This is a genomic window from Tolypothrix tenuis PCC 7101 (assembly GCF_963874875.1).
Lineage (GTDB): Bacteria > Cyanobacteriota > Cyanobacteriia > Cyanobacteriales > Nostocaceae > Aulosira > Aulosira tenue.
In genome coordinates this window covers 7,637,088-7,659,058 of record NZ_CAWNJS010000001.1, presented here as the reverse complement: position 1 = coordinate 7,659,058, position 21,971 = coordinate 7,637,088, and the positions used below count along the sequence as shown (strand labels likewise).

Here is a 21,971-nt window from a genome sequence, read left to right as displayed (position 1 = left end):
TTCTGAGAAAATTTCAGTAACACACGAACAGCTTTGAGGCGGATGCGTTATGCTAGCGCTAACGCATCCTACATAAAATACTCAATGGGATTGTTACTCAGCACTCAGCACTTTCATACTTAACAATCAATCCAAGCTTGCAGGTAATCGCGCAGAGATGCTTCCTCAACTTTTGCAACTACTTGTTGAGCTTTATCTGGGTGTTCTAAAGCAACATATTGCTTCACTAAGTGGGTGTATTGACTACCGCGATCGTTCTCATCATTTACTTCCATATATTCGGTAATCTGAACAACACGACTTTCTGGGTCGGCAATTTTTTGAGCTACTACAAAAGCGCGATCGAGTAATGTAATTGCATCTTCATTGCGCCCCAGTTGCATATAAGTTTTTGCGATCGCTAATAATTTTGTGGCTAGTATATCGGGTACTGTTTCTAATTCCACTACTTGCAACGCCACATCAAAAGCGTACGATGAAAGCGCTTGCTGGAAAATATTATAGTAAGTTAACCCTTGCCCATAAGCAACAGGATGAGCTTGCGCTATGGTCAAAGCTGCAGTGTATTGTCTTTGTTGAATTAAATAATTGATTATTTGGTCAAACAAACGACCGCGCATTTCGTTATCTTCTACCTGCTGCGCTGTTTGAATCGCTTTTTCTAGGAAAGATTGTGTTTGTTCTGCATACCCTGCACGTAGATAAGCTTGGGCGATCGCAGCTAACGCCCAGGCTTTTAGTTCAACCTGTTTTAAGGCTTGTGTTTGTGCAATTGCTTTTTGAATCAAGCTGGTGAATTGTATCGGTGAAGGTGCAATTACTGCTAATTCTGCCCCTGTTAATACTTGATAGGGAGTAAAAGCGGAATTTTCAATTTGTGTCAGCACATCAATAGCTCGATTCCATTGTTGAGCATTGGCATAAGCGATGGCAATTTCTTGTAAGCTGATATTGCGTTCTTCTGGCCAAAACTTACCAGGAATCTGCTTTGTTAATTGTAGTGCTTTATCTATATCTGGCAATGCTAGCTGTGCTGAGACAACTTGCCGATACCAATAAGGTTTTGAGTCAAAGTTGGCGTTATTCTTCACCGCATTTAAAATTGCGATCGCCAAATTATACTGTCTTGCATCTACAGCAAATTGCAATATATTGTTGACGTAACCAACATTATTAACTGCGACTGCCGATTGAATTAAATCGGTAAGTTGGGCAAGAATTTTTTGTACCTGCTGCGGTTGTTTAGCTTTCGCATAAGCAACCATAATTGCACCCAAAGCCAGCGCCTTTGCTTCATCCTGAGTCAGTCTTTGAGCCGCATTCAAGCTGATAGTTAATTGACCTGTTTTACTGTAAATTTGAATCAGTCTTGATTGGATGTTTTGTGCGTATTCTTCTTTAGCAACTCGTTTTAAAGCTTGGGCAAACAGGCGATTACCTAATCGAGGTTGATTATTAGTTGCCCAATAAACTGCCATATCTACTAAGGCGAGTGCTTGACTTTCAGCGCCTTGAATTTTCGGTGTAACAGCTTGAGCTAAATGTAAATCTCCGCGTTTAATAGCATCACGTACAACTTCTTGGCGAATGTAATTAGGATAAAATTCATTAATAATTTTGTCAGCTAATGACAAAGCGCGTCTTGCTTCACTTAATTGAATATACAGTGTAGCAATCGAGTATAAATAATCCCCTTGAGCGTAGGGATTATCGCTCGGCATTTGTTCCACCGCTGCCAAAGCTTGAGATAATGCTTGTTGAGCTTCAGCTTGTTGTTGGAATTGCAGGCAAAATCTGGCTATTTGAATAAATTCATTAGCGCGAAAGCCAGGATCGGCGATTTGCAGCGCTGCTGTGGTGGCTTGTTGCATTGCGATCGCCACCTGTTCGTTTCTCCCGAGAATGTAATAAGCTTCCGCCAATTGGTATAACTGTTGAGAAATGGCGAAACTAGCAGTTTCAGCTAAACTCAGCACATATTCCTGTGCTTTCCCCAACCACTCAACCCACTTATCTTGTTCTGCACGCGGGAGTTGAGTTAAGGGTTGAAAAATATTCTGTTCATCCGCAATCAGACTGACAATTACATATTCCCGTTGTTCGCGGCTAGAGAGGAGGGGAATCTTACTAAGGATTTGATTGTATATATTCAGCGCTTGCTCATACTGCTGAACCCTGATTAATTGCTGTGCATCATAACTAGCATCATTAATTTTCTCGTAAATAACTGCCTGGCAAAGTTCTGAGCCAATTTGCACTGTAGATGTCATAATTTGAGGTATTTGGTTTAATGCTTCAGGACTTACTACAACAAGCTCATCCACTTTTCCTCAAAAGTTCATCTGTGCAAATTATTGAATTTCTCGATGGGAATGATTAAGGGGAAGGGGTGATGGTAATGGGTAATGGGTAATGGGTAATGGGGAAGGGGGAAGGGGAAATTTCACGTAGGATGCGTTAGCGGTAGCGTAACGCATCCGCACTAGCGTAAGGGATTTCCAAGAAATAAATTATTCCATCTTGTGGGGCGGGCATCTTGCCCGCCACATAAACTGGGCGGACAAGATGTCCACCCCACAATAAATACTGGGATGTTTTTTTATTTGGAAATCCCTAACGCATCCACGCTAGCGTAACGCATCCTCGAGAGAATTAGGGCTTGTGAAAAAATTGTGCGATCGCATCTGCGAAACCTGCAAATGAGCTATAGTCTTGTGACAATATGGCAACTTCTAAACCTAATTTTTTCGCATTAGCAGCAGTATAAGGGCCAAAACAAGCAATTACAGAATGCTGATAATCAGATTTTGAGTTAACCATTGTTAAAAAGCTTTCTATTTCTACCGTACTGCTAAAAGCAATTACATCGATCATTCCTTGACGCAGTAAATCTAATTCCACAGCATAAATATTTTGATCTAAACCAGCAGTCATATAACTAGGTACGCGAGTTACTTGCATACCTAATTTTTGCAACCCTGCAATAAAATTAGGCACAACATCCGGTTCTGGCATTCCCACTACTTCTGGAACTGGTGCTAGAATTTTTTGCTGATGAATATCAGCAATTTTTGCTAATTCATTGACAATCCCGACTGGGCTAGATTCTGCCGGAATTAAATCAACTCTGCGACAAAGAGATAATAATAATTCTGCATCTTTACCAATCGCACAAAGTTTGCAATTATTCAGCGCTGATAGAGAAATATTCAAAACATTCAAGCGTTGAAAAAATGCATTAATTCCATTTCTACTAGTAAATGCAATCCAATCAAATTCATCTATCCGCCTCAAAACAGCATCTAACTCAGCGTAATCTGTGAGTGAAGTAGTTTCGATAGTTGGCATCAAAAAAGGTAATCCACCTTTTTTGATGATTACCTCCGACAACCTAGAAGCATAATTCCTCGGCGCTGTCACCAATATTCTTTTGCCATATAAAGGCAATTTTTTGTCATTTGTCATTGGTAATTGGGTGTTTGGTGTTTGGTGTTTGGTGTTTGGTGTTTGGTGTTTGGTGTTTGGTAATGGGTAATAGAAATTTCTCCCCTGCTTCCCCTGCTTCCTCATCTCCTTCATCCCCCCTTACCCCTTACCCCTTACCCAATCCCCAGTCCCCAATCCCCAGTCCCCAATCCCCAGTCCCCAATCCCTACTGCCAATTCCCCACCAAAACGTAAGGTGCCCAATAATAAGGATGCGGTGGTAAATTCTTTAACTGAGGGAACGGTGGATTTTGCTTCAAAGATTCTAACAGCGATCGCTGGGCGTTTCTGAGTGCGTCTGCTTGTTTTACTCCTGGTTGTTTGAGGTCTTGGTAAAATTGACCCATGAGTTTGGTAGTGGAAGCATCGCCTACAGGCCATAGAGTTGCTAGTGTACTACGTGCCCCAGAACGTACCGCCATTCCCGCTAAACCTAATACTGCTCGTTCATCGCCAGTTGCAGTTTCACAAGCACTCAGCACGAGTAATTCCACAGCCCTATCTTGTCCCCGCAACAAGGTACTTAACTCATTAATACTGATACTTTTGGCATCCCCTGTAATAATAAAATTCCGTTGGGGATTAGAACTAAACAAACCATGAGTTGCGAGATGAACTACAGGAAAATTTGCTTGCAATTGCTTTTGAATAGTTTTGGCAGTGAATTCTTGATTCAGCAGTTTTTTAGAACTAGGAAATGTTTGTTTAATTTGGTCTAATTCCTTGGGAACGTTCACCAATGCAGCAAAATATTCTCCTTGAACTTTCAGTTGCTCGCTCACTCCTGCGGCTAATACTTTTAGTGGTCTTCTTTGCAATTGTTTTGGATTAATTAATTGCAAACTAGGAACCAAGGCTACACTATATTTCTCAATTAAATAATTTTGTCCGTTGTAAAGGGCAGCTATTGGTACTCGTTGCAATCTGCCATTTAAGACAAATACTAAAGTTTGGATTTTGTTACTGTCTAATTCTGCTTCAAAAGGTTTAATTAGCCAGTTATAAACTTCACCAAATATCGGTAACAAGGTCTGCAGATTATCTTGAAATTCCTTGGGGTCTGGGTTAGAAGTAAAGACAATATTGCGCGCCGAAGTATTGATACTGGCGTTGTCTAAATTGTCGTAAAGCCTATCAAGAGTTTCATTAACTTTTTGTTCGCTGATAGGAATTTTTACTTCCTGCAAAGATTTACCCGGCAGCGAAGCGATTACTTCCAATCGGTCAGGCAAAACTATAGGATAAATAACAGCTGCGTGGGGGTCAATATTATCAATTTGTACCGCCACATTTGTAGTTTCTGAACAAGGGTCTTGAAAGAAGTTATCGAGTTCTGCTAGTTGCAAAGATTCTATAACTCTGCGGGCTAATTCTAACCGTTCTTGGGGTTGTTTAGTGGTTGATTTTTGCTCTTTAAGACCTGCATTGGAGACAATGAGGGAATTTAATTCTTCAGCGCTGAGATTAGATTGCAAAAGCAAATCTACTAATTCCACATAAACAGGTTTGACTTCTTGGATAAAGTCAAACTGCACATCTTGGTTGTTAGCATTTAAATCGCTACGCAGAGATTGCAAAGTACTAAAAGCGGCGGTGTAAGCTGCGATCGCACCTTTAGAATCTCCTTGCTTGCGTAATAATCTCCCTAACTGCGATTGCCAAAGATAGGTAACTTCCCGCGCATCACCATTAATATTTTGTTCTTGGGCTAACATCAGCGCTTGCTGGGTAAGTGTTGTAGCCTGGCTGAATTTTCCTTGCTTTTGATACAGTTTACCCAAGTAGCCCAAAGCGTAACTTTCAGCTTGCCTATCTTGGAGATTACGCGCCTGTTGCAGTGCAGTACTTAATACTGGTTCAACTTTGTCTAATTGTTCGCTTTGCATCAAAGATTCGGCAAAGTTAATTTGGGCATAAATTGCAGCACGACTGGGAGAAAGATTACCCAATTGCGATGCAATTTCACCTTGCAAAGCTTGTGCATCTTGGTTTAACTGTGACTGCAACTGCGAGAGAAAATCTTGCGCCCGTTGAATCAAATCAGCTTCATTAAATCTCGTCCAAGAAGCGATACGGCGTTGCGTCTGTTCGCCCCACCATTTTTGAATATCTAGTAATAATTGAAAGTGATTCAGTTGAGCCTGAATTTTAGGAATTGCTGGTGCTGATGCTAATTTTGCCCCTTGACTATAGTAGTTAAAAGCTTGCTGGTAAGGTGCTAGTGCATCCGCCAGAGATTTGCGATCGATAATTTCCGTAACTGCGTCATAATCCCAGCGATCGCGGCTTTGGTTTCCTAACAGGCGTTGAGTATTTCCTAAACTCAGCAGCACCCCACTTTTTGCAGGTGATTCTCCCATTGCAGACAGACTCAACTGCAAAATTTCTTGTGACTGTTGTAATAATCCCTGCTTGCGAAGAATATCACCCAGGCTATGTAAACCAATTCCTTGAGTGAGAGACAAAGAACCTTGTTGTTGAGCAAAGGTTTTTTGAACTTCGTCAATTTGATTAGGGCTACAAGCTGGGTTTTTTATCGCTAAAGCTTGCAATACAGTCTTACAAGCAGTGGGATAAAGCCCCAAATCTTGCAAAGCCTGAGACTTATTAATCAGACTCTTACTCATCCCCTCGCGATCGCCCGCTTTTTGATAAGCCTCAGCCGCCCTTTGCCATAACTTCGCTGCTGCTTCTAATTGTCCCGCATTGTAGCGTTGTTGACCTTCTCGAGCTAGGTCTAGAGCTGGGGATTGGGTAATTGGTAATTGGTAATTGGTAATTGGTAATTGGGGAGTCGATAATTTTTCTGATTCTTGGGAATTCCTAACTTGTTGACTACTAGAATTTGACCAAGCAGGAATACTCAAACTAGATAAAAGTCCCAATAAAGCCGAAAGTATAAAAACCAATAAACGACGATATTTTTTATAAAACATAGTTTTGTTATTTGTTATTTGTCATTTGTCATTTGTTATTTGTCATTTGATGTTTTTTCCATTACCAATTACCCATTACCAATTACCCTTTAAAACGCTTTATACTCCAATTGAAAATACAACCCATTGTCTTGCCATGTGCGCTTGTCGGTATCAATACTCACTAGAGGAATTCCCCAATCGAGGCGGGCTGTGAATTGATCGCCCATTTGCCAGAGTAAGCCTAATCCTAAGCCTGCGAGTGTGTTGGGGCTGGGGTTTTCTCTGCCTGTATTCCATACAGTACCGACATCAATAAATGGGGCTAATTGCAAAGTTCCTTGGACTTCTGGGAAACGGGCGACGGGTAAACGCAATTCGGCGGATGCGAAAATGCCGTTATCGCTGAGTAAGGTATCTTGGCGATAACCGCGTACTGTTCCTTGTCCACCTAAACTAAATTGTTCAATGGAAAGCAGCGATTCAGTTGCTAATTGCAAATTAGAACGCAACAATAATGTGGGAGCGATCGCACCTTGGGTTGAGGGTGTACCGAGGAGCCGTAAATATATCAGTTGTCCCCGCCAGAGGAAATATCTACTATCTGGTTCGTTGTTATTAATCGTGGCATCAAAAGCCCCAATCCCAACGTTAAACTCGGAACGCGCAGCTAATACCTCTTTACGGCTGCGTTGTAACCATTCTTGAGCAAAACTTAATTCAGTTAACCGTGTTTCTCCTTGATCGTTAGCACCAGGAAATAAGGGAAATTTGACACCTTGAATCGAAGAAAAACTTTCCCTTCTAGCGGCTGAGAAACTAAGTGTCAGTTCTTGACTGAATTCTGGTGTCGCCCTTTGGATGACGGGTTGACGATAAGTTAGTTCAAATTCCCGCGAATTGACTTCAATATCCAAATCATTGAATGGCGGTTCCACGATGCGATTGTCTGTGATGCGGTAGTTAAAGCCAATCGTGCCATTGCGAGCATTGATAGGTACAGTATAGCCACCTTCATATTGATTACTACCATCTGTATTACTATAGGAAACACTCAACTTATCTCCTATTCCCAGCAGGTTAGCTTCTGATAAAGTAATACCACGCTCAAAACTGCCGACGCTAGGGTTGCGATTATTATTGAGGTTAACTTGGGCATTAAAAGTTCTGGCACCCTTGACATTTACCGCCAAAGAATTCACACCCGGCCTAGTACCAGCGGTTAATTCCGCATCCAAACTCTCAATTAAAGGATTGAGTTGCAATATTTGCAAAGCCTCCTGTAACTGATTGATATTCAGCGGTTTTTTTGCGCCTAAAGCAATTCGACTGCGAATATAATCTGGGTTCAACCGTCCTTTAGTGACGTTAACTTGAATATCTTCTAAACTGCCCTCTACCACCTGAATTTTAATGATTCCAGAACGGAATTCTTGACTAGGGATGTAAGCACCAGAGGTAATGTAACCCTTTTGGACATATAGTTGGGTGATTTGATTCGCCGCTTGTAAGAGTTGAGCAAAGGCGATGGGTTTATTGGTAAAATCTGCGATCGCCTGATTTAATTCTGCTTGGCTAAATGCCGTATTGCCGACAAACTCAAACTGTTTTACTGTGATATTCCCGGGAATATCACGCACTTCATCGGGTGATGGTGGCGCTGTTGGCGGTATTTGAATCGGTGCAGTTGTCGGCGGTAGAGGCTGGGGTGGCGGTAGTTCTGGCGGCTGCGGTGTTACAGGATTAATTGTTTGTCCCCGCACAGCGTTTGTCTGATTTAGTAGAGTCACCAGCACCATCAAAGAAAGATACGGAGACCAAGAAAATTTCGGTCTCCTCACACTCGCATTCAATGACGCACTACCTGAGATCAATGGAAACAACATCGGTAATTCAATCCCTTTCCCCTTTTTCCCTTTCCCTTTTCCCCCTATTTCTTTAATTTGCATGGCAGTTAGATGAAGGTAATCCAGAACTATAGGGACTAGCAGATGGTGCTTGACTGGCGAGAACTAATACTCCTTGGCTGTTCACATACCAACCACGCGCTGGCTCTGGTAGCTGGGCGGTACGATTTACCTCTGTAGCGGTGCTAGGAACAGCAGGTTCAAAACTGACTAAAGCTCCACTACTGAGGGCTTCGCTAGGACGGGGTGGTAATCCGCCACGTCCGGTAATAGTAAATTCACTCCGTGCTTGTCTGGCTGTGGCTCGACAAGCTTGTGCTACCACCTGTTCTGGTTGCGCTACTTCTTGGGGAATATCCACAATTTCAAAGTTACTTTCTGCTTCTGGTGTAATAATTTTGATTTCACCAGCTACCCCCAGTGCGGAACTGGCACTAATCTGGCATTCTGGACAGGTAAATAAACCTCTAGTGTTAATGCTGATGTTTCCTCCCCTACCCTGGAAAGCATCGGCGGTAATTTTACTACCTTCTAGTAGCGCCACAAAGTTAGCTGGACTAAAGCCAGTAATGGTAATGTTACCCCCATTACCACTGCCACCTGCGGTAGCAGATATCTGGCTGTTATGACGCATCAGCAAAGTTCTAGTTTGCAGGTTGATGTTGCCACCTTCACCAGATGTAGTGGTTGCAGATATAGTGCCTTGATTATCTAAAAAGATGGAGTTAGCGACAACTTGCATATTACCTGCATTGCCTGGCCCTAAACTTTGTACGTCAATTTTGGCACCATCTCTGACAATCAGTTTGCCAGTAGATATCCTGACATCACCAGACGCACCTGTCGCTGGCAGTTCGGGTAAGTTAGCACGTCCCGCTGCCGCTGAGATACCCCCAAGCACTAAATCGCCGACTTTGGTACCGCTAAGTTCAATTGACTCTGAAGCGTTGACAGTTAAGGTTCCCCCCTTTCCTGCACCCAAGGTAGCAGTTGATGCATCTGCTCCATCGCGCAGAATCAGTTTCTTGGTAGAAATCGTCAAGTCGCCGGAGCGAGAGGCACTAAACCCTGTAGTACCCAAACCGCTAGGAAATCTCGCATCAGGTAGAATACCAGCAATTTCTACAGAGTCAGTGGCATTAACTATGACATTACCCCCAGTGCCACCAAAGGGAATCACACCAAATGGTAAGGAACTGCCTGTATTACTACCAATTACGCCATCTTGGACAAATAGTTTGCCTGTATCAATTCGCAGGTCGCCGCCCTGCCCTGTACCAAAGGTAGTGTTAGTGTAGATACCTGTTAACAATGCCGCACCGGGTGGCGTTCTCTCTATTTGCACAGAATCACTGGCTTTGATCAATACATCCCCACCTGCACCATTGCCTAAGGTAGGACTAACAATTGTACCGCCATCTTGCAATCTTAACTGCTTGGTATCAATGATGATGTCACTCGCTGTACCAGTACTGCCACGGACATTTCCGGTTTGAATAGCAGAACCATTCACATCTACAACATCGCTGGCGCGGATATTAACAGTTCCTCCTACCCCTGAGGTGAATGTGGGACTGAAGATAATGCCGCCATTCTGCATCTTGAGCGAGCGAGTCTCTAGATTGAGGTTACCAGAAGTACCTGCACCCACAGAGCCAATAAAAATACCAGTGCCTCTATCGGTGGGTTTCAGCGTTCCTAATAAAGCTCCCACCTGAAAAGTACCTTGGAACTCGGCAAATCCAGTACCTACTATGTCGATAGAATCAGCAGCACGGATGTTGAGGTCTCCACCCTTACCTTCACCATAGGTAAGTGCAGAGAAAAACGAGCGATCGCTCATTTTTAATTTACCTGTATCAATCGTTAAGTTGCCGGCGGCTCCTGCACCCAAATTATCGCTAGATATCTGGCTGCTACCAGACATCTCTAAAGTATCTTTGACTTTTAAATCAATTGTGCCACCCTTACCCCCGCTAGTGACTGCGGTAATACCACCTTGATTATTCAGCAAAATCGAGTCAGCATTGACTCGCAGCGTCCCTGCATCCCCCGAACCATCATTCCTCACAGTTGCCTGCGCCCCATCTGTAACGGTGAATCTTCCCGTGTTAATTGTTACGTCGCCTGATGCCCCACTGGGTACAGGGGGTACCCTTAATAACTGTTGCAAAGTTGGATCGACAATATTTGCAGAGGAGATAATCAAACTAGGATTCACAGAGCCGGAGACTTTACCACTCAAATCTACTGACTCTTTCGCATTAATGGTAATGCTGCCAGCTGGGCCACTTGCTAGGGTGGAAGCATCTATTCTGCCGCCATCTTTGATGACTACACGCTCGGTATTAATTGCCACACTGCCTGCTTTACCTGGGCCAGCAGTGCCAGCAGAAATGGCACTAGGTGTAAAAACACCTGGTGCAACACCAATTAACTCCACTAATTTATCGGCATTTATATTTAAATTTCCACCAGAACCCGTGCCACCAACAGTTACTGATGTAATCGTCCCGCCAGATAAAGCACTCAACTGTGTAGTTGAGATTGTGAGTCTGCCAGCATCACCAGCACCAAAAGTTGCGGCAGTAATATTAGTAAATCGGCTAAGGTTAAAAGGTGAAAAGCCAATTACCTGCACAGATTGATCGGCATTGATATTAATATTGCCACCAGGAGCTGCCGTGTAGGTAACCGCAGAAATAGCAGCACCATCTTGGATGACTAAGCGGGGGGTGAAAACATTAATATCGCCGCTTTTACCAGCGTCTAGAGTTTCGGTAAATAAATTGCTAGAGATTTGCCCATCGGTGGTAGTACCCACTAATGTTAAGGAATCAGTGGCTTTTACATTGATGCTACCAGCGGATTCTGCTCCTTGGGTTTGAATTAATACTACTGAACCGTCGCGGATACCAATATTTCTTCCCTGCAACTGAATTGAGCCGCTACCTGGGCCACTAGTATCAGCTAATGCTTTTTGAGATAAAGAAATATCCCCAAAATTGCTCACACCTTGATAGCCTAAACTCCAGCCTTGAGCATTAGGATTGAGGCTGACTAGACCACCCGCGACGCTACCTAAATCAATGCGTCCGCCCTCAGCTATGAGTGTGCCACCCTCAGAGATAATTCCTCCGCCGACTAAAGCTAATGTATTACCAGGTTTCACTTTTAAGCCATTAGTTGTGCCTCTAGTGAAGGGGGAGAAAATGGGACTTTGCAGTGTGATATTATGCCCCTGTCCTTGCAGTCTAATAGCTGCGGGATTTTGCCCAAATTGCAAACCCACTGGCACGCTAACTGTTAGTAACGGGGGAGTGGCAATATTAGTAGCACCAAATTCTGCACCATCAGCAAATTTGACACTTGCCGCCGTACTTGCTAAAAAAGAGCCACCAATATTCAGTTGGGCATTAGCACCAAAATTAATTCCACTAGGGTTAATCAAAATGAAATTGGCACCATAGTTTTCTCTGATTAAACCATCAATATTAGAAATTGAACCGCCAGTGACGCGGTTGATGATGTTAGTAATGTTATTTAAATTTGTATTGTTATTGAAAAAAGCCTCGCCGCCAGTGGGTACAGAAAATTCTCGAAAGCTGTGAAAAAGGTTGCTACCTACTTGTGAACCACCAGTAATTTCATAGATGTTGCTAGCAGAACCTGAAATATTCACCTGGGTACCAACGCTGCTATCTGAAGAAATTTGTGCAGAGGCAGAGTAAGCAGCAAATAAAGAGCATAGATAAACACTACAGGTAATCAGAATTTGGCGAGGAACTTGTTTCATTTTCTACAGGGGAAAATAAACCCCACGTAAACTTTACTTAAAATTTACTTAAAGCTTTTTTTAGGTTGAATTTCAGTAAATTCAACTAAAAAAATAATAATATTGAGTCTATATGCAACTGTAATTTTCGGTCAAGAAAGGAAGTCAGTAAAAATGAGTAAAAACCACTCTTGGTTGACAATGGGAACAGTTCCGCTTTGGGCTTTAGGCGCAGTAGCGGCTCTCTCAGTACCCAGTACAGCTACTAGCACAGTAGAAGTTAGCTGTCAGAATGATGCCAGTACTCCTACGGTAGTTGTTACTTTACTTCAAGAACGCACTACTAAAGAACACACTCTTTTTAAATTTCTGCCCCAATATTTCTCTGACAAAGATGCTCTAAAAACCTGTCAGAATGCAGCTACAAATTTACAGGCTGTTTATGACAAAGGCACTGCTCAATATTTGACAACTGACAAGCTCAATGGTCAATCTACCGTGTGTGCTGTAGCCCGTAGAGGTGTTGGTTGTGATCACTACAGTGCCCAGCTTTTATTTACTTTCCAACCTACAGATAACCCCTCTCAAGCTCTGTACGCAATTTTAGGTAATGATTTTAAGCAAGTACAAGCTCCTGATGTGCGAACTATTAGCCGTATTTATACGGATACCAAACCTTCTTGGTGGCCATTTAAATAATTTCCCTGTGGCTTGGATAATTTGCAGTCAAAAATAATACTAGTCTTTGTTTTTACGGTTCGCACAACTATCACTACAGGGAACTTCCAAATAAAAAATAATCAATCGCGCGCTTGAGCAGGGGAGGAGAGAGAGCAGAGGATGCAGAGGGAGCAGAGGAGGAATATTATATACAGCCTTCGCTCTGAACACTGGATAATTTAATTTCTGGAAGTCCCTTGGGAGAAGATTCAAACTCCTCCCAATTGCAAGCGCCGTTCATACGGCGAAACCCTTCTACCTCCTCCCTCCTGTCTGTCAAACCACCAAGCTATCGGCAATTTCTCTTTCCTTGCTCTGCGGCTTCGTAATTTGGTTGCAGCTTTAAAGCTTGATCAAAAGCTGCGATCGCTTTTGTTGGTTGGTTGAATTCACACAGGCTCAAGCCTAGGTAATACCAAGTTTCGGCTTTTTGGGAATTGCTCAGTTGTGGACGCTCTAGCATTAAATAAAATTGCCCGATCGCTTGATCGTCTCGTTTTAATCCTTGTAGGGCGATGCCTTTACCGCGCAAAGCTGTAAAGTATTGGGGATTATACTTTAATGCTTGGTCATAGGCGTTCAGTGCTGCTTGGTGGTCTTGTTTTTGAGAAAATGCCTTAGCTTGATAACTAAAGGCCACTGATAACTCTTTGGCATGAGATTCTTGTCCCTCTGCTTCTTGCAGCTTTTTCAACATCTCAATTGCTTGGCTAATGGCGGTAATTGCTGCCTCTGGTTGCTTGAGTGCGAGAAGGGAGTCAGTTTTATTCACCCAGAAAACCGGATCTCTGGGGTTAAGGGCAATGGCTTTATCAAAAGCTGCGATCGCTTGTTCGTATTGCTTGAGATTGTATAGGGCTTCACCACGGCAATTCCAAGCATAAACAGCGCTTGGTTGAATAATTGTGGCTGTGGTGCAAGATTCTAGCATTTGCTTGTAATCTTTCATGCCTGCTAGAGCATAGCCCCGATTAGTCCAAGATTGATAGTAGTTGCTATCAATTTTTAACAGCTTGTTGTATTTGGCGATCGCTTCTTGATACTCTCCTTGGTGCAATAAATCATTACCGCGTTTAAAAATTGTTTCTACTTCTAACCACTTAAAGACATTTAACCCAAACAACATCAAGCCGGAACCACATACCATCAAGGCTGCTATTCCTAGTAAAGCCCATAATTTTTTCTCTCCCCGATGCTCAGAAGCAATGGTAGTTTTAGCACCACTCAAAGCCGTAACTGCGGCGGTAGAATTGGCTGTGGAATTGGATATAGCTGTTTTTGCCATTGCGGGATGGAGAATTTTCTCTAATTCCCGTTCTATCCACTGGCGGTCAAATACTAATTGATAAATTCGATTCGCCACTCTCAATTTATCGTGCTGTTGCACTATTAACCCCAAATTCAGGAGTTCTGCCTCTTCTGGACTATTATTAGCAACGATTTCTCCTTGTTGCCAAATTTGTTGATATAGCTCTAATAAAGATAAGGGATCGAATTCCTGATTAGCAATAATGCTGTCACGAATTGTTTGTAAATGCTCAGATGCTATCTGATTTTCCCAATTATTAATTAAGTGGGTTTGGACTAACTGTTGCACTTTGGCGGCTTCTGCACCAGCCGGAATAAAAGTGTCGGTTTCTGACAGTAATCGGCAAAGTTTTTCAGTCAGAATTGGTTGAGCATCTGTCCAATACAGGACTTCAACGAGCAAATCTGTTGGGGAACTGGCTTTAGCATCTAAATTAAATAATTTAATGGTATTGAGACTAAACAGTCTTAATTTAGCTGATTCTTGTTTAATCCAATAGGCATCAAACACTGATTTGTAAATGCGGTTAGCAACTTTCAGTTTGCTATGTTGTTTGGCGATCAATCCCAAATTTAAGAGTTCTGTTTGTTCTGGGCTGTCATTGGTGGCTACCTCGCCCTGTTGCCAAATTTTTAAGTAAAATTCCAGCAGTGCTAAAGGGTTGGATTGCTGATTTTTGATGATGCTGTCGCGAATTTTCTGTAAATGTTCCGCAGCTATTTTGGTTTCCCAATTATTAATTAAGCGGCTTTGTACTAGCTGTTGCACTTTTTCGGCTTCTGCACCTTGGGCAATAAAGTCCTGGGAATCAGACAGCAATTGACAAACTTTTTGTGTGAGTAATGGCTGACCCTCTGTCCAAGATAGGACTTCTGCTAAAACAATATCAGGACAGCTAGCTCTTTCTTCTAATTTAAATAATTTGATTGTGCTACGGCTAAACAGTTTTAATTTGGCTAATTCTTGCTGAATCCAGTTATCATCAAAAACCAACTGGTAAATGCGATTAGCAACTCTGAGCTTGTGATTTTGCTTCACTACTAATCGCAACTGCAAAAGCTCAGTTTGTTCTGGAGAGTTATGCGCCTCAACTTCTCCTTGCTGCCAGATTTGTTGGTACAGTTGCAACAACAATGAAGGTTTGCATTGCTGATTTTTGAGGATGCTGTTGCGAATTGTTTGTAAATGTTCAGCTGCTACTTGCGTTTCCCAATTGTTAATCAAGCGGTTTTCTACTAGCTGTTGTACTTTTGCCGCTTCTTTCCCTGTGGCAATAAAATCGTCGGACTCGGCAATTAATCGACACAGCTTTTGGGTAAGAATTGGCTGGCCATCAGTCCAATAAAGCACTTCTGTCAGCACTGCTTCTGGAGAAGCAGCTTTTTCTTCTAATTTGAATAATTTAATTGTGCTGCGATTAAACAATCTTAATCTTGTAAATTCCGACTCTGCCGAATGCGGATCTAAACCTGATTGAGAAACGTAATTCGAGGTGTTCAGGTTATTTTGTGCTTCTTCTCCTGGCAAATGCGATCGCTCTATTTGCTCTGGAGAGCTATTTGTGGATTCTTCTCCCTGTTGTTGTGCTTCCAAAACCAGATGCTCCAGAAAAAATTTGATTGTATTTGGTTTCAGCCAACCCTTAAATATAGCTAATTCGCCAAAGCGCAATCCTTTATGTGGTTGTTCTGCAAGGATAGTGACAATTTGCTGCTCATCTAACAAACCAGCATCTTTTAAATACGCTCCCAAAGGCTGTTTTGCTTGCTGTTGCAATACAGCAGGCCATTGCTCAGAGAAAAAATCAGCTGTTTCTTGTTTGAGCCATCCATGCGAGACGAGAATCTCACCGATCCTCACGCCAGCATACTGCGTCTGCTCTTGAAGAGCGATCTCTATCTGTGCTGATGAGATGAGGTCAGCTTGTTGTAGAACTTTACCAAGGGGCTTCATAAAAAAGAGCGGATATTTAAGCTAAGTCATGAAAATAGGGAAATAGAATAACTTTTTCTTTGATTACTTGATATTGTAGGGACATTTTACCATTCGAGTAGCAATTATGACTATATATCAATGATGAGCTAATACCAATTCTTTATAATCCGCTACTGTCTCTGCACGGCAATTTCATGAGGATATTACCGCTATCTCAGTGTTGCTTGCTTGATGTAGGGAAATGTTTGCATTGGGTAATACAGGTAATCCCCATATAGATTTAGAGGATTTGATGAGGATACTTTTTTCTGCTGCGGGTGCGTCTTAGAAAAAATTTTTCTATTTTTTTTCATCAACTAGGAATGGAATCAATACTTGTCGGTTAAGGGGGAAAGGGGAAGGGGAAAAGGGGCAAGAAAAACCTTTAACCCTTAACCTTTCACCTTTTCCCCAAACCAAATTCCGAGTATAAAATCCTTAACCGAGCAGTATTGGGAATGGAATCTGTTTATACCAAAATAGTAAAAGGTCATCTCTAGTAAGGGATGACCTGTTGACAAGCCAAAATTAGAGTGAAGTTGATTAATTGACCTTGAACATCTCTACAGTTGCTTGTAATTCTTGTGAAATTTCCACAGTCTGTTGTAGAGATTGGCAAACTTTGCGCGAGTCATTGCTAGTCAGTACGGATACTTTGGAAATGTCCTGCATCAATTTGCTGACTGCTTGCGATGTTTCTACCTGAGATGCTGTGGCTGCAGAAATTGACTGGACTAACTCATCAATTTGTGCTGATACATTGAGAATTTGATTTAGGGAGGTTTTGGCATTTTCCACAATGTGAGTGCCTTCTACTACCTGCTGAGTTCCCTGTTCCATCGCTTTCACTACTTCTGTAGTTTCCCGTTGAATTTTCTTGACTATCTGCTCAATTTCTTGGGTAGCATCAGCGCAACGGGCTGCTAGGGAAGCAACTTCTTCAGCAATTATTGCAAAACCTTCGCCTTCTGTACCTGATCTGGTGGCTTCTAAACCAGCATTGATGGCTAAAAAGTTGGTTTGCATAGCGATTTGGTTAATCAAGGCGACTACATGGGAAATTTGTTGTGAAGATTCGCCCAAACGCTTAACTTTTTTCGCTGTATCACCAATTGTAGAACGCAATTTTAAGGTGTTTTGTACAGCTAAATCCATCGCCTCGCCATTTTGTTGAGCCGTAGAAGATGCTCTGTGAGCCACTAGCGCAGCTTGTCGGGCATTTTCGGCTACAGCTTCAATAGAAACTTTCATTTGGTGAATGCTATTTAAGCCGAGGCTGATATCATCTGTTTGTTTGAGGGCTTTATCCGCAAGTTGACGGATGGCTACTTCGTTGTCACCCAGGGCTGTATTTACCTGTATAGCCGAGGCTTTCACTTTTGTCACAATCACACGCAAACTTTCGACAATGGAGTTGAAAAAGTCTGCAACTGTTCCCAATTCTCCGTAGGTAACTTCCGATCGCACTGTCAAATCTCCTTGGAATGCGCCTTCGATATCGCTGAGGAGTGTGAGGATTTGCTGTTGTAAAGCCTCGTTGTATTGGCGTTGTTCTAGTGCAGTTAATTCGGCGCGGGAACGTGATGTGTCGATTTGTTCTAAGAGAGATGATTGCTCTAGTGCATAGCCGATAGGAATTGCTACCTGCTTTAACAAATTAATTTCTAAATCATGCCATTCACGGAAACCAGAACATTGGTGAGCAATCAACAAACCATAGAGTTTGTTGTCAATCAAAATTGGTGCTACTAAATTGGCTTTAACTGCAAATCTTTCTAGTTGCACAAGGTGACAGTCACTCAAGCCGGCTGCATAGATATTTTCTAGCACTTGCACCCGGCCTCTTTGATATTTTTGAACATAATCCCTGGCAAAACAAGGATCGGTAATTTGTTCTCCTAAAGAGGATGGCCAATCAGCTCCCACGGATTCGGCAATAATTGTGCCTTCCCAATTTTCGTTGAAGCGATAGACAATGACGCGATCAGCTTTGATGGCTTCTCTAGTGCTGCTGACTGCTACATTGAGGATTTTTTTAGCGTTGAGCGTACCCCGGAAGCGAGCGGTAATTTCATTGACTATTTGTGCTAGGTTGGCTTCATTTTCTTGGCGAATTGCTTGTTCTGTTAGCTTATCTGCCATTTGATTAAAAGTGTTAGCCAATTGCCCGACTTCATCAGTGGCAAAAATCTCAGAGCGAGCAGTGCGATCGCCTGTGGCGAATTTTTGAGCTGTTTGCTCTAGATGCTGAATTGGTTTGACAATTCCGCGCCGAAATACGAGTGCCCAAAACGATATGATTAATAATGCTAAAACTATGGTCAGAACTTCTACCCAAAAGCTATTTTCTAGCAATTGATTGAGGGCAGTTTCTGGAGTTCCTCGCACTAACACTGCTACCGAGTTTTCATCTACTACAGTAGCTAAACCATCATTGGTTTCAATGATTTTATTTGGCACTGCTTTAGCTGCCATTGTATAAGTTTGGTTACCTACTTTTATCCTGCCGGTAACTGGGCTACCATTGGCTGATATTGCTGCTGCCAAGAAATTTTTCCCGGTTGCGGGTAATGGCACATTTGTTTGTGCTTGATTAATATCTTTAGATGAGCCTTGATCTAAAGCTGTGGCTAAAGAAAATTCACCTGTTGGTTGGCGTAGGTAAACCGCACTATAGCCACCACCAGTAGCTTTTAATGTTCCTCTAACAATGGGTTCTTTGCCATTCACAATGTCTCCAGAAATTAAAGCCCCAACGACTTCTTGGGTTTTGGAGTTTTTGACAGGTGTGACAGTATAGCGAATCAGGGCATTTTGGTTACTAAAACCTTCTGGTAAAACAGGTGATTCTTTGCTAATTTCTGCCCAATTAACTATTCTTGTGGCTTTAATTTGTTGCGGATTATTTAATACCTCATTCACTAAATTATCGGGGTTGAAAATCTCGCCTTCCCGATTATTATTGCCATTAACAATAATTTTGAAATCTTTGCCCACTAAGGTGGCGTATTCAATTTTTCTGGCTTTAAGTTCGTTGGAGAGAATTTGCTTAACTTCTTGCTTTAATGTTGGCGTTAATCCTTGCCCTGAGCTATGCAAAACCGCAGCTTGAATAATTGCTGGATTATCAGATTGACCACGGAAACCAAAGCCCATCTGATTAATTTTGATATTGTAATTAATATCTGTAACAGCTAACTCTGACTTGGCTTGTTCAAGTGAGAGAGTTTGTAAGTTACTCGTAATTAAGTATCGACCAACTAAACTAATGCCGACAATCGATACTAATTCTGATGCTATTAAAGCAATCAGTTGTTTGCGTCCAATAGAAAGATTATAAAATCGCTGGAATAAAGACTTAATTAATCCTTGCTGTGCCTGTTGATGTTGAGGAATTGGCGCTCCTAATCCTAGGGAGTAATTACTCTGCTGCTCAAGGTTTACGGGTGGGTTTAAAGATGATGGCTGATACTCTGATGTCAAAGTATTGTTGCCATGAAGCCTATTGTTCATAAAAAATTTTCACCTGTCAGTCAATGAAATTACCCTAAAATATGCAAGTATCAATATCCAGTCAGATTAATATTTAATATTTAATACTGAACTTCAAGCCAGGTTTTAAAATCGTGACTGGAAATTAATAAATTTTCATTTATTTTATGGAAAAGATAGCTAGAAAAGTAGATACGATATCACCCCTGATATTGAGTGGTAGATAGGTTAACATTACCTTGCACCTTGGGGATAATAAAATATATTTTTCTAATATTTATTACCCATTTCTTCGTAACTACTTTAGGTGTTCTATCTGCGATTACCGGATTTTGATTTTGAGTCTCAATATCTCATAATTACAATTTTCGGGATACTTGCTGATAGATCTTCCTAGTGCTAACTTTCTTTTGTGTTCCTGATTCCCAAGCAAGTAGCTTGATTTCGGTAAACACATAGTAATTAATAGGGAACAGGTAAAAGCTCAAACAATCTGTGTGGGCTGCCAAATCATGAATATGTTGTAAAAAATTTTCTACCTCATAACTTGGAAACCCTTATTGATTTCATTACAATAGCTACATGGAGTTTCTCTGCTTCAGTAATGCACCTAGTAGTTTTTACGTAAAGAAAATTCCTTAAATAAAAACCTATGCTGATAACAAAGAGTGGCAATAATACCATGAAATCTTTTCACTATTAAAGTGTTAATATCAGGCTGATATATGGTTAAATCAGTGTTTACCATAATTGCTGTGAAGCAAAGCAAATTTTGATGAAATTGATACTGTTTTGACTTCAACCTTGTAAGTAACTAATTATGCCATGTATTGAGGATCATTTTGTAGTTATTTAAGTGACTTTATAAAAATAATACCTTTGTTAGATTTTAACTTTACAATTCTCCCAGTATTTCTGTCAAGCAAATATAACAGGTATTGTTTGCTACAAAAATATATACTTAAGTTTGTTTGCCTGAGCTTTACTAAGCAGTTCCAGAATATAAATTATTACTGGGTAGATGGGAAGCAAATATTAAATTTTTATATAGCTATCTGGTTGAATTGCAGGAAGCATTTACATAAAAAGAAAAGAAATAGGGAACAGAGGATAGGGGGGAAGAATCCAGGTATGCTCAGTTATTTTCCAAATTAAATATCAGTTTCCTAGCAGCTATTTGATGCATGAACTTATTCGTTGCTTCAAAGGTAACGTCTCATCAACAACTAGGAGTAGAAAACAATATCTTTGAGTGGTACCTAGCGGCGCTAAATAGCAACTACAAGCCTGTATATTTGCCTAATTAAAAACTCAACATCAAAACCTATCAGCGCTTTGCTGCCTAAAGTACGGCTAACAACACTAGCCATTTGTCTAGGATGAATTCTCCCCAATTTTCTGATGTCGCCCAAAGGTAAAGCAGTACAGGATATTGAGTATATCAGAATGTTTGTGGAGAAATTAGATGTCTTCATTACTAGCTTTGTCCAATAGTTTAGCTGATACCGTAGAACAAACCGGGAGTTCTGTAGTTGCAGTTAACGCTGGTAGACGCGTGGCTTCAAGTGGAATTCACTGGCGCAATGGGATCGTTGTCACCTCCGATGAATCGCTGCAACGTTATGAGGAAATTACTGTTACTCTTGCAGATGGTCGGACTGTTGCTGCTACACATTTAGGACATGATTCTAGTACAGATGTCGCTGTGTTTAAAATTTCCGATGCAGCCATACCTGTGGCGACAATTGGCGATACTACAACACTTAAAGTAGGCAATTTGGTATTAGGAATAGCCAGAAGTAACGAAGGTGAATTGCGCGCAGCTTTAGGTGCGGTAAGTGTCGTGAGTGGTGCGTGGCGGAGTATGAACGGTGGAAATATTGATCAATATATCCGCCCAGATATCACCCTTTATCCAGGCTTTGCTGGCGGGCCGTTGGTAGATGCAGCTGGTAATGTAGTAGGCATGAATACATCAGGCAGGCGTGGTACAGCATTAACTATCCCTGTGGCTACGGTTAATCGTGTAGTTGAGCAATTGTTAGCCAAAGGACACATTGCCCGGGGTTATTTAGGTGTAGGAATGCAACCTGTACGCTTACCCAATAACCTGACAACAGCCTTAAATTTACCTACGGCTACTGGTGTAATTGTTGTCAATGTTGAGCCAGCCGGGCCTGCAGATCAAGCCGGGGTACTGCTGGGGGATGTGTTGGTGAAATTGGATAGTACAACCGTGAGTGATACCGGTGATGTGATGGCGTTACTTAATAGTAGCGATCGCGTCGGTAAAACTGTGCCATTACAAGTTGTCCGGGGTGGGGTGTTAGTCGAGTTAGCGATCGCAATTGGCGAACGTCCAGCTGAGTAATGCAAAATTCACAATTCATATTC

The 21,971-nt window shown here is 41.8% G+C and carries 9 protein-coding genes; 2 read left to right on the top strand and 7 right to left on the bottom strand.

Features of this window, described 5'->3' with window-relative positions:
* Positions 1 to 119: 119 nt before the first annotated feature.
* The 5 genes from AACU25_RS30215 to AACU25_RS30195 form a co-directional block, all read right to left on the bottom strand.
* The gene (locus AACU25_RS30215; protein WP_096581991.1) at positions 120 to 2,324 is read right to left on the bottom strand and encodes a hypothetical protein; all 2,205 of its coding nucleotides are present in this window, start codon (positions 2,322 to 2,324) and stop codon (positions 120 to 122) included.
* Positions 2,325 to 2,652: 328 nt separating this feature from the next.
* Positions 2,653 to 3,465: a uroporphyrinogen-III synthase gene (locus tag AACU25_RS30210; RefSeq protein WP_096584292.1), complete on the bottom strand. Its 813-nt coding sequence runs from the start codon at positions 3,463 to 3,465 to the stop codon at positions 2,653 to 2,655.
* Between the two features lie 187 nt (positions 3,466 to 3,652).
* The gene (locus AACU25_RS30205; RefSeq protein WP_096581989.1) at positions 3,653 to 6,421 is read right to left on the bottom strand and encodes a CHAT domain-containing protein; all 2,769 of its coding nucleotides are present in this window, start codon (positions 6,419 to 6,421) and stop codon (positions 3,653 to 3,655) included.
* 89 nt (positions 6,422 to 6,510) lie between these two features.
* Positions 6,511 to 8,241: a ShlB/FhaC/HecB family hemolysin secretion/activation protein gene (locus tag AACU25_RS30200; RefSeq protein WP_339382080.1), complete on the bottom strand. Its 1,731-nt coding sequence runs from the start codon at positions 8,239 to 8,241 to the stop codon at positions 6,511 to 6,513.
* Positions 8,242 to 8,338: 97 nt separating this feature from the next.
* A complete protein-coding gene (locus tag AACU25_RS30195; protein WP_096581987.1) occupies positions 8,339 to 12,103 on the bottom strand; it encodes a two-partner secretion domain-containing protein in 3,765 nt (1,254 codons plus the stop codon).
* A 153-nt stretch (positions 12,104 to 12,256) separates the two neighbouring features.
* On the opposite strand from AACU25_RS30195, the gene AACU25_RS30190 reads away from it, so the two are divergent.
* Positions 12,257 to 12,781: a COP23 domain-containing protein gene (locus tag AACU25_RS30190; RefSeq protein WP_321206804.1), complete on the top strand. Its 525-nt coding sequence runs from the start codon at positions 12,257 to 12,259 to the stop codon at positions 12,779 to 12,781.
* A gap of 310 nt (positions 12,782 to 13,091) precedes the next feature.
* On the opposite strand, the gene AACU25_RS30185 is transcribed toward AACU25_RS30190, so the two are convergent.
* Positions 13,092 to 16,064 (bottom strand): tetratricopeptide repeat protein, encoded by a 2,973-nt coding sequence (locus AACU25_RS30185; RefSeq protein WP_096581985.1) that lies wholly within the window; start codon positions 16,062 to 16,064, stop codon positions 13,092 to 13,094.
* A gap of 564 nt (positions 16,065 to 16,628) precedes the next feature.
* Positions 16,629 to 19,598 carry a methyl-accepting chemotaxis protein gene (locus AACU25_RS30180; RefSeq protein WP_096581983.1) on the bottom strand — a complete coding sequence of 990 codons (2,970 nt, stop codon included), beginning with the start codon at positions 19,596 to 19,598 and terminating at the stop codon, positions 16,629 to 16,631.
* Between the two features lie 1,444 nt (positions 19,599 to 21,042).
* Between AACU25_RS30180 and AACU25_RS30175 the strand changes: the two genes are divergently transcribed.
* Positions 21,043 to 21,948: a S1C family serine protease gene (locus AACU25_RS30175; RefSeq protein WP_096581981.1), complete on the top strand. Its 906-nt coding sequence runs from the start codon at positions 21,043 to 21,045 to the stop codon at positions 21,946 to 21,948.
* Positions 21,949 to 21,971: the final 23 nt, after the last annotated feature.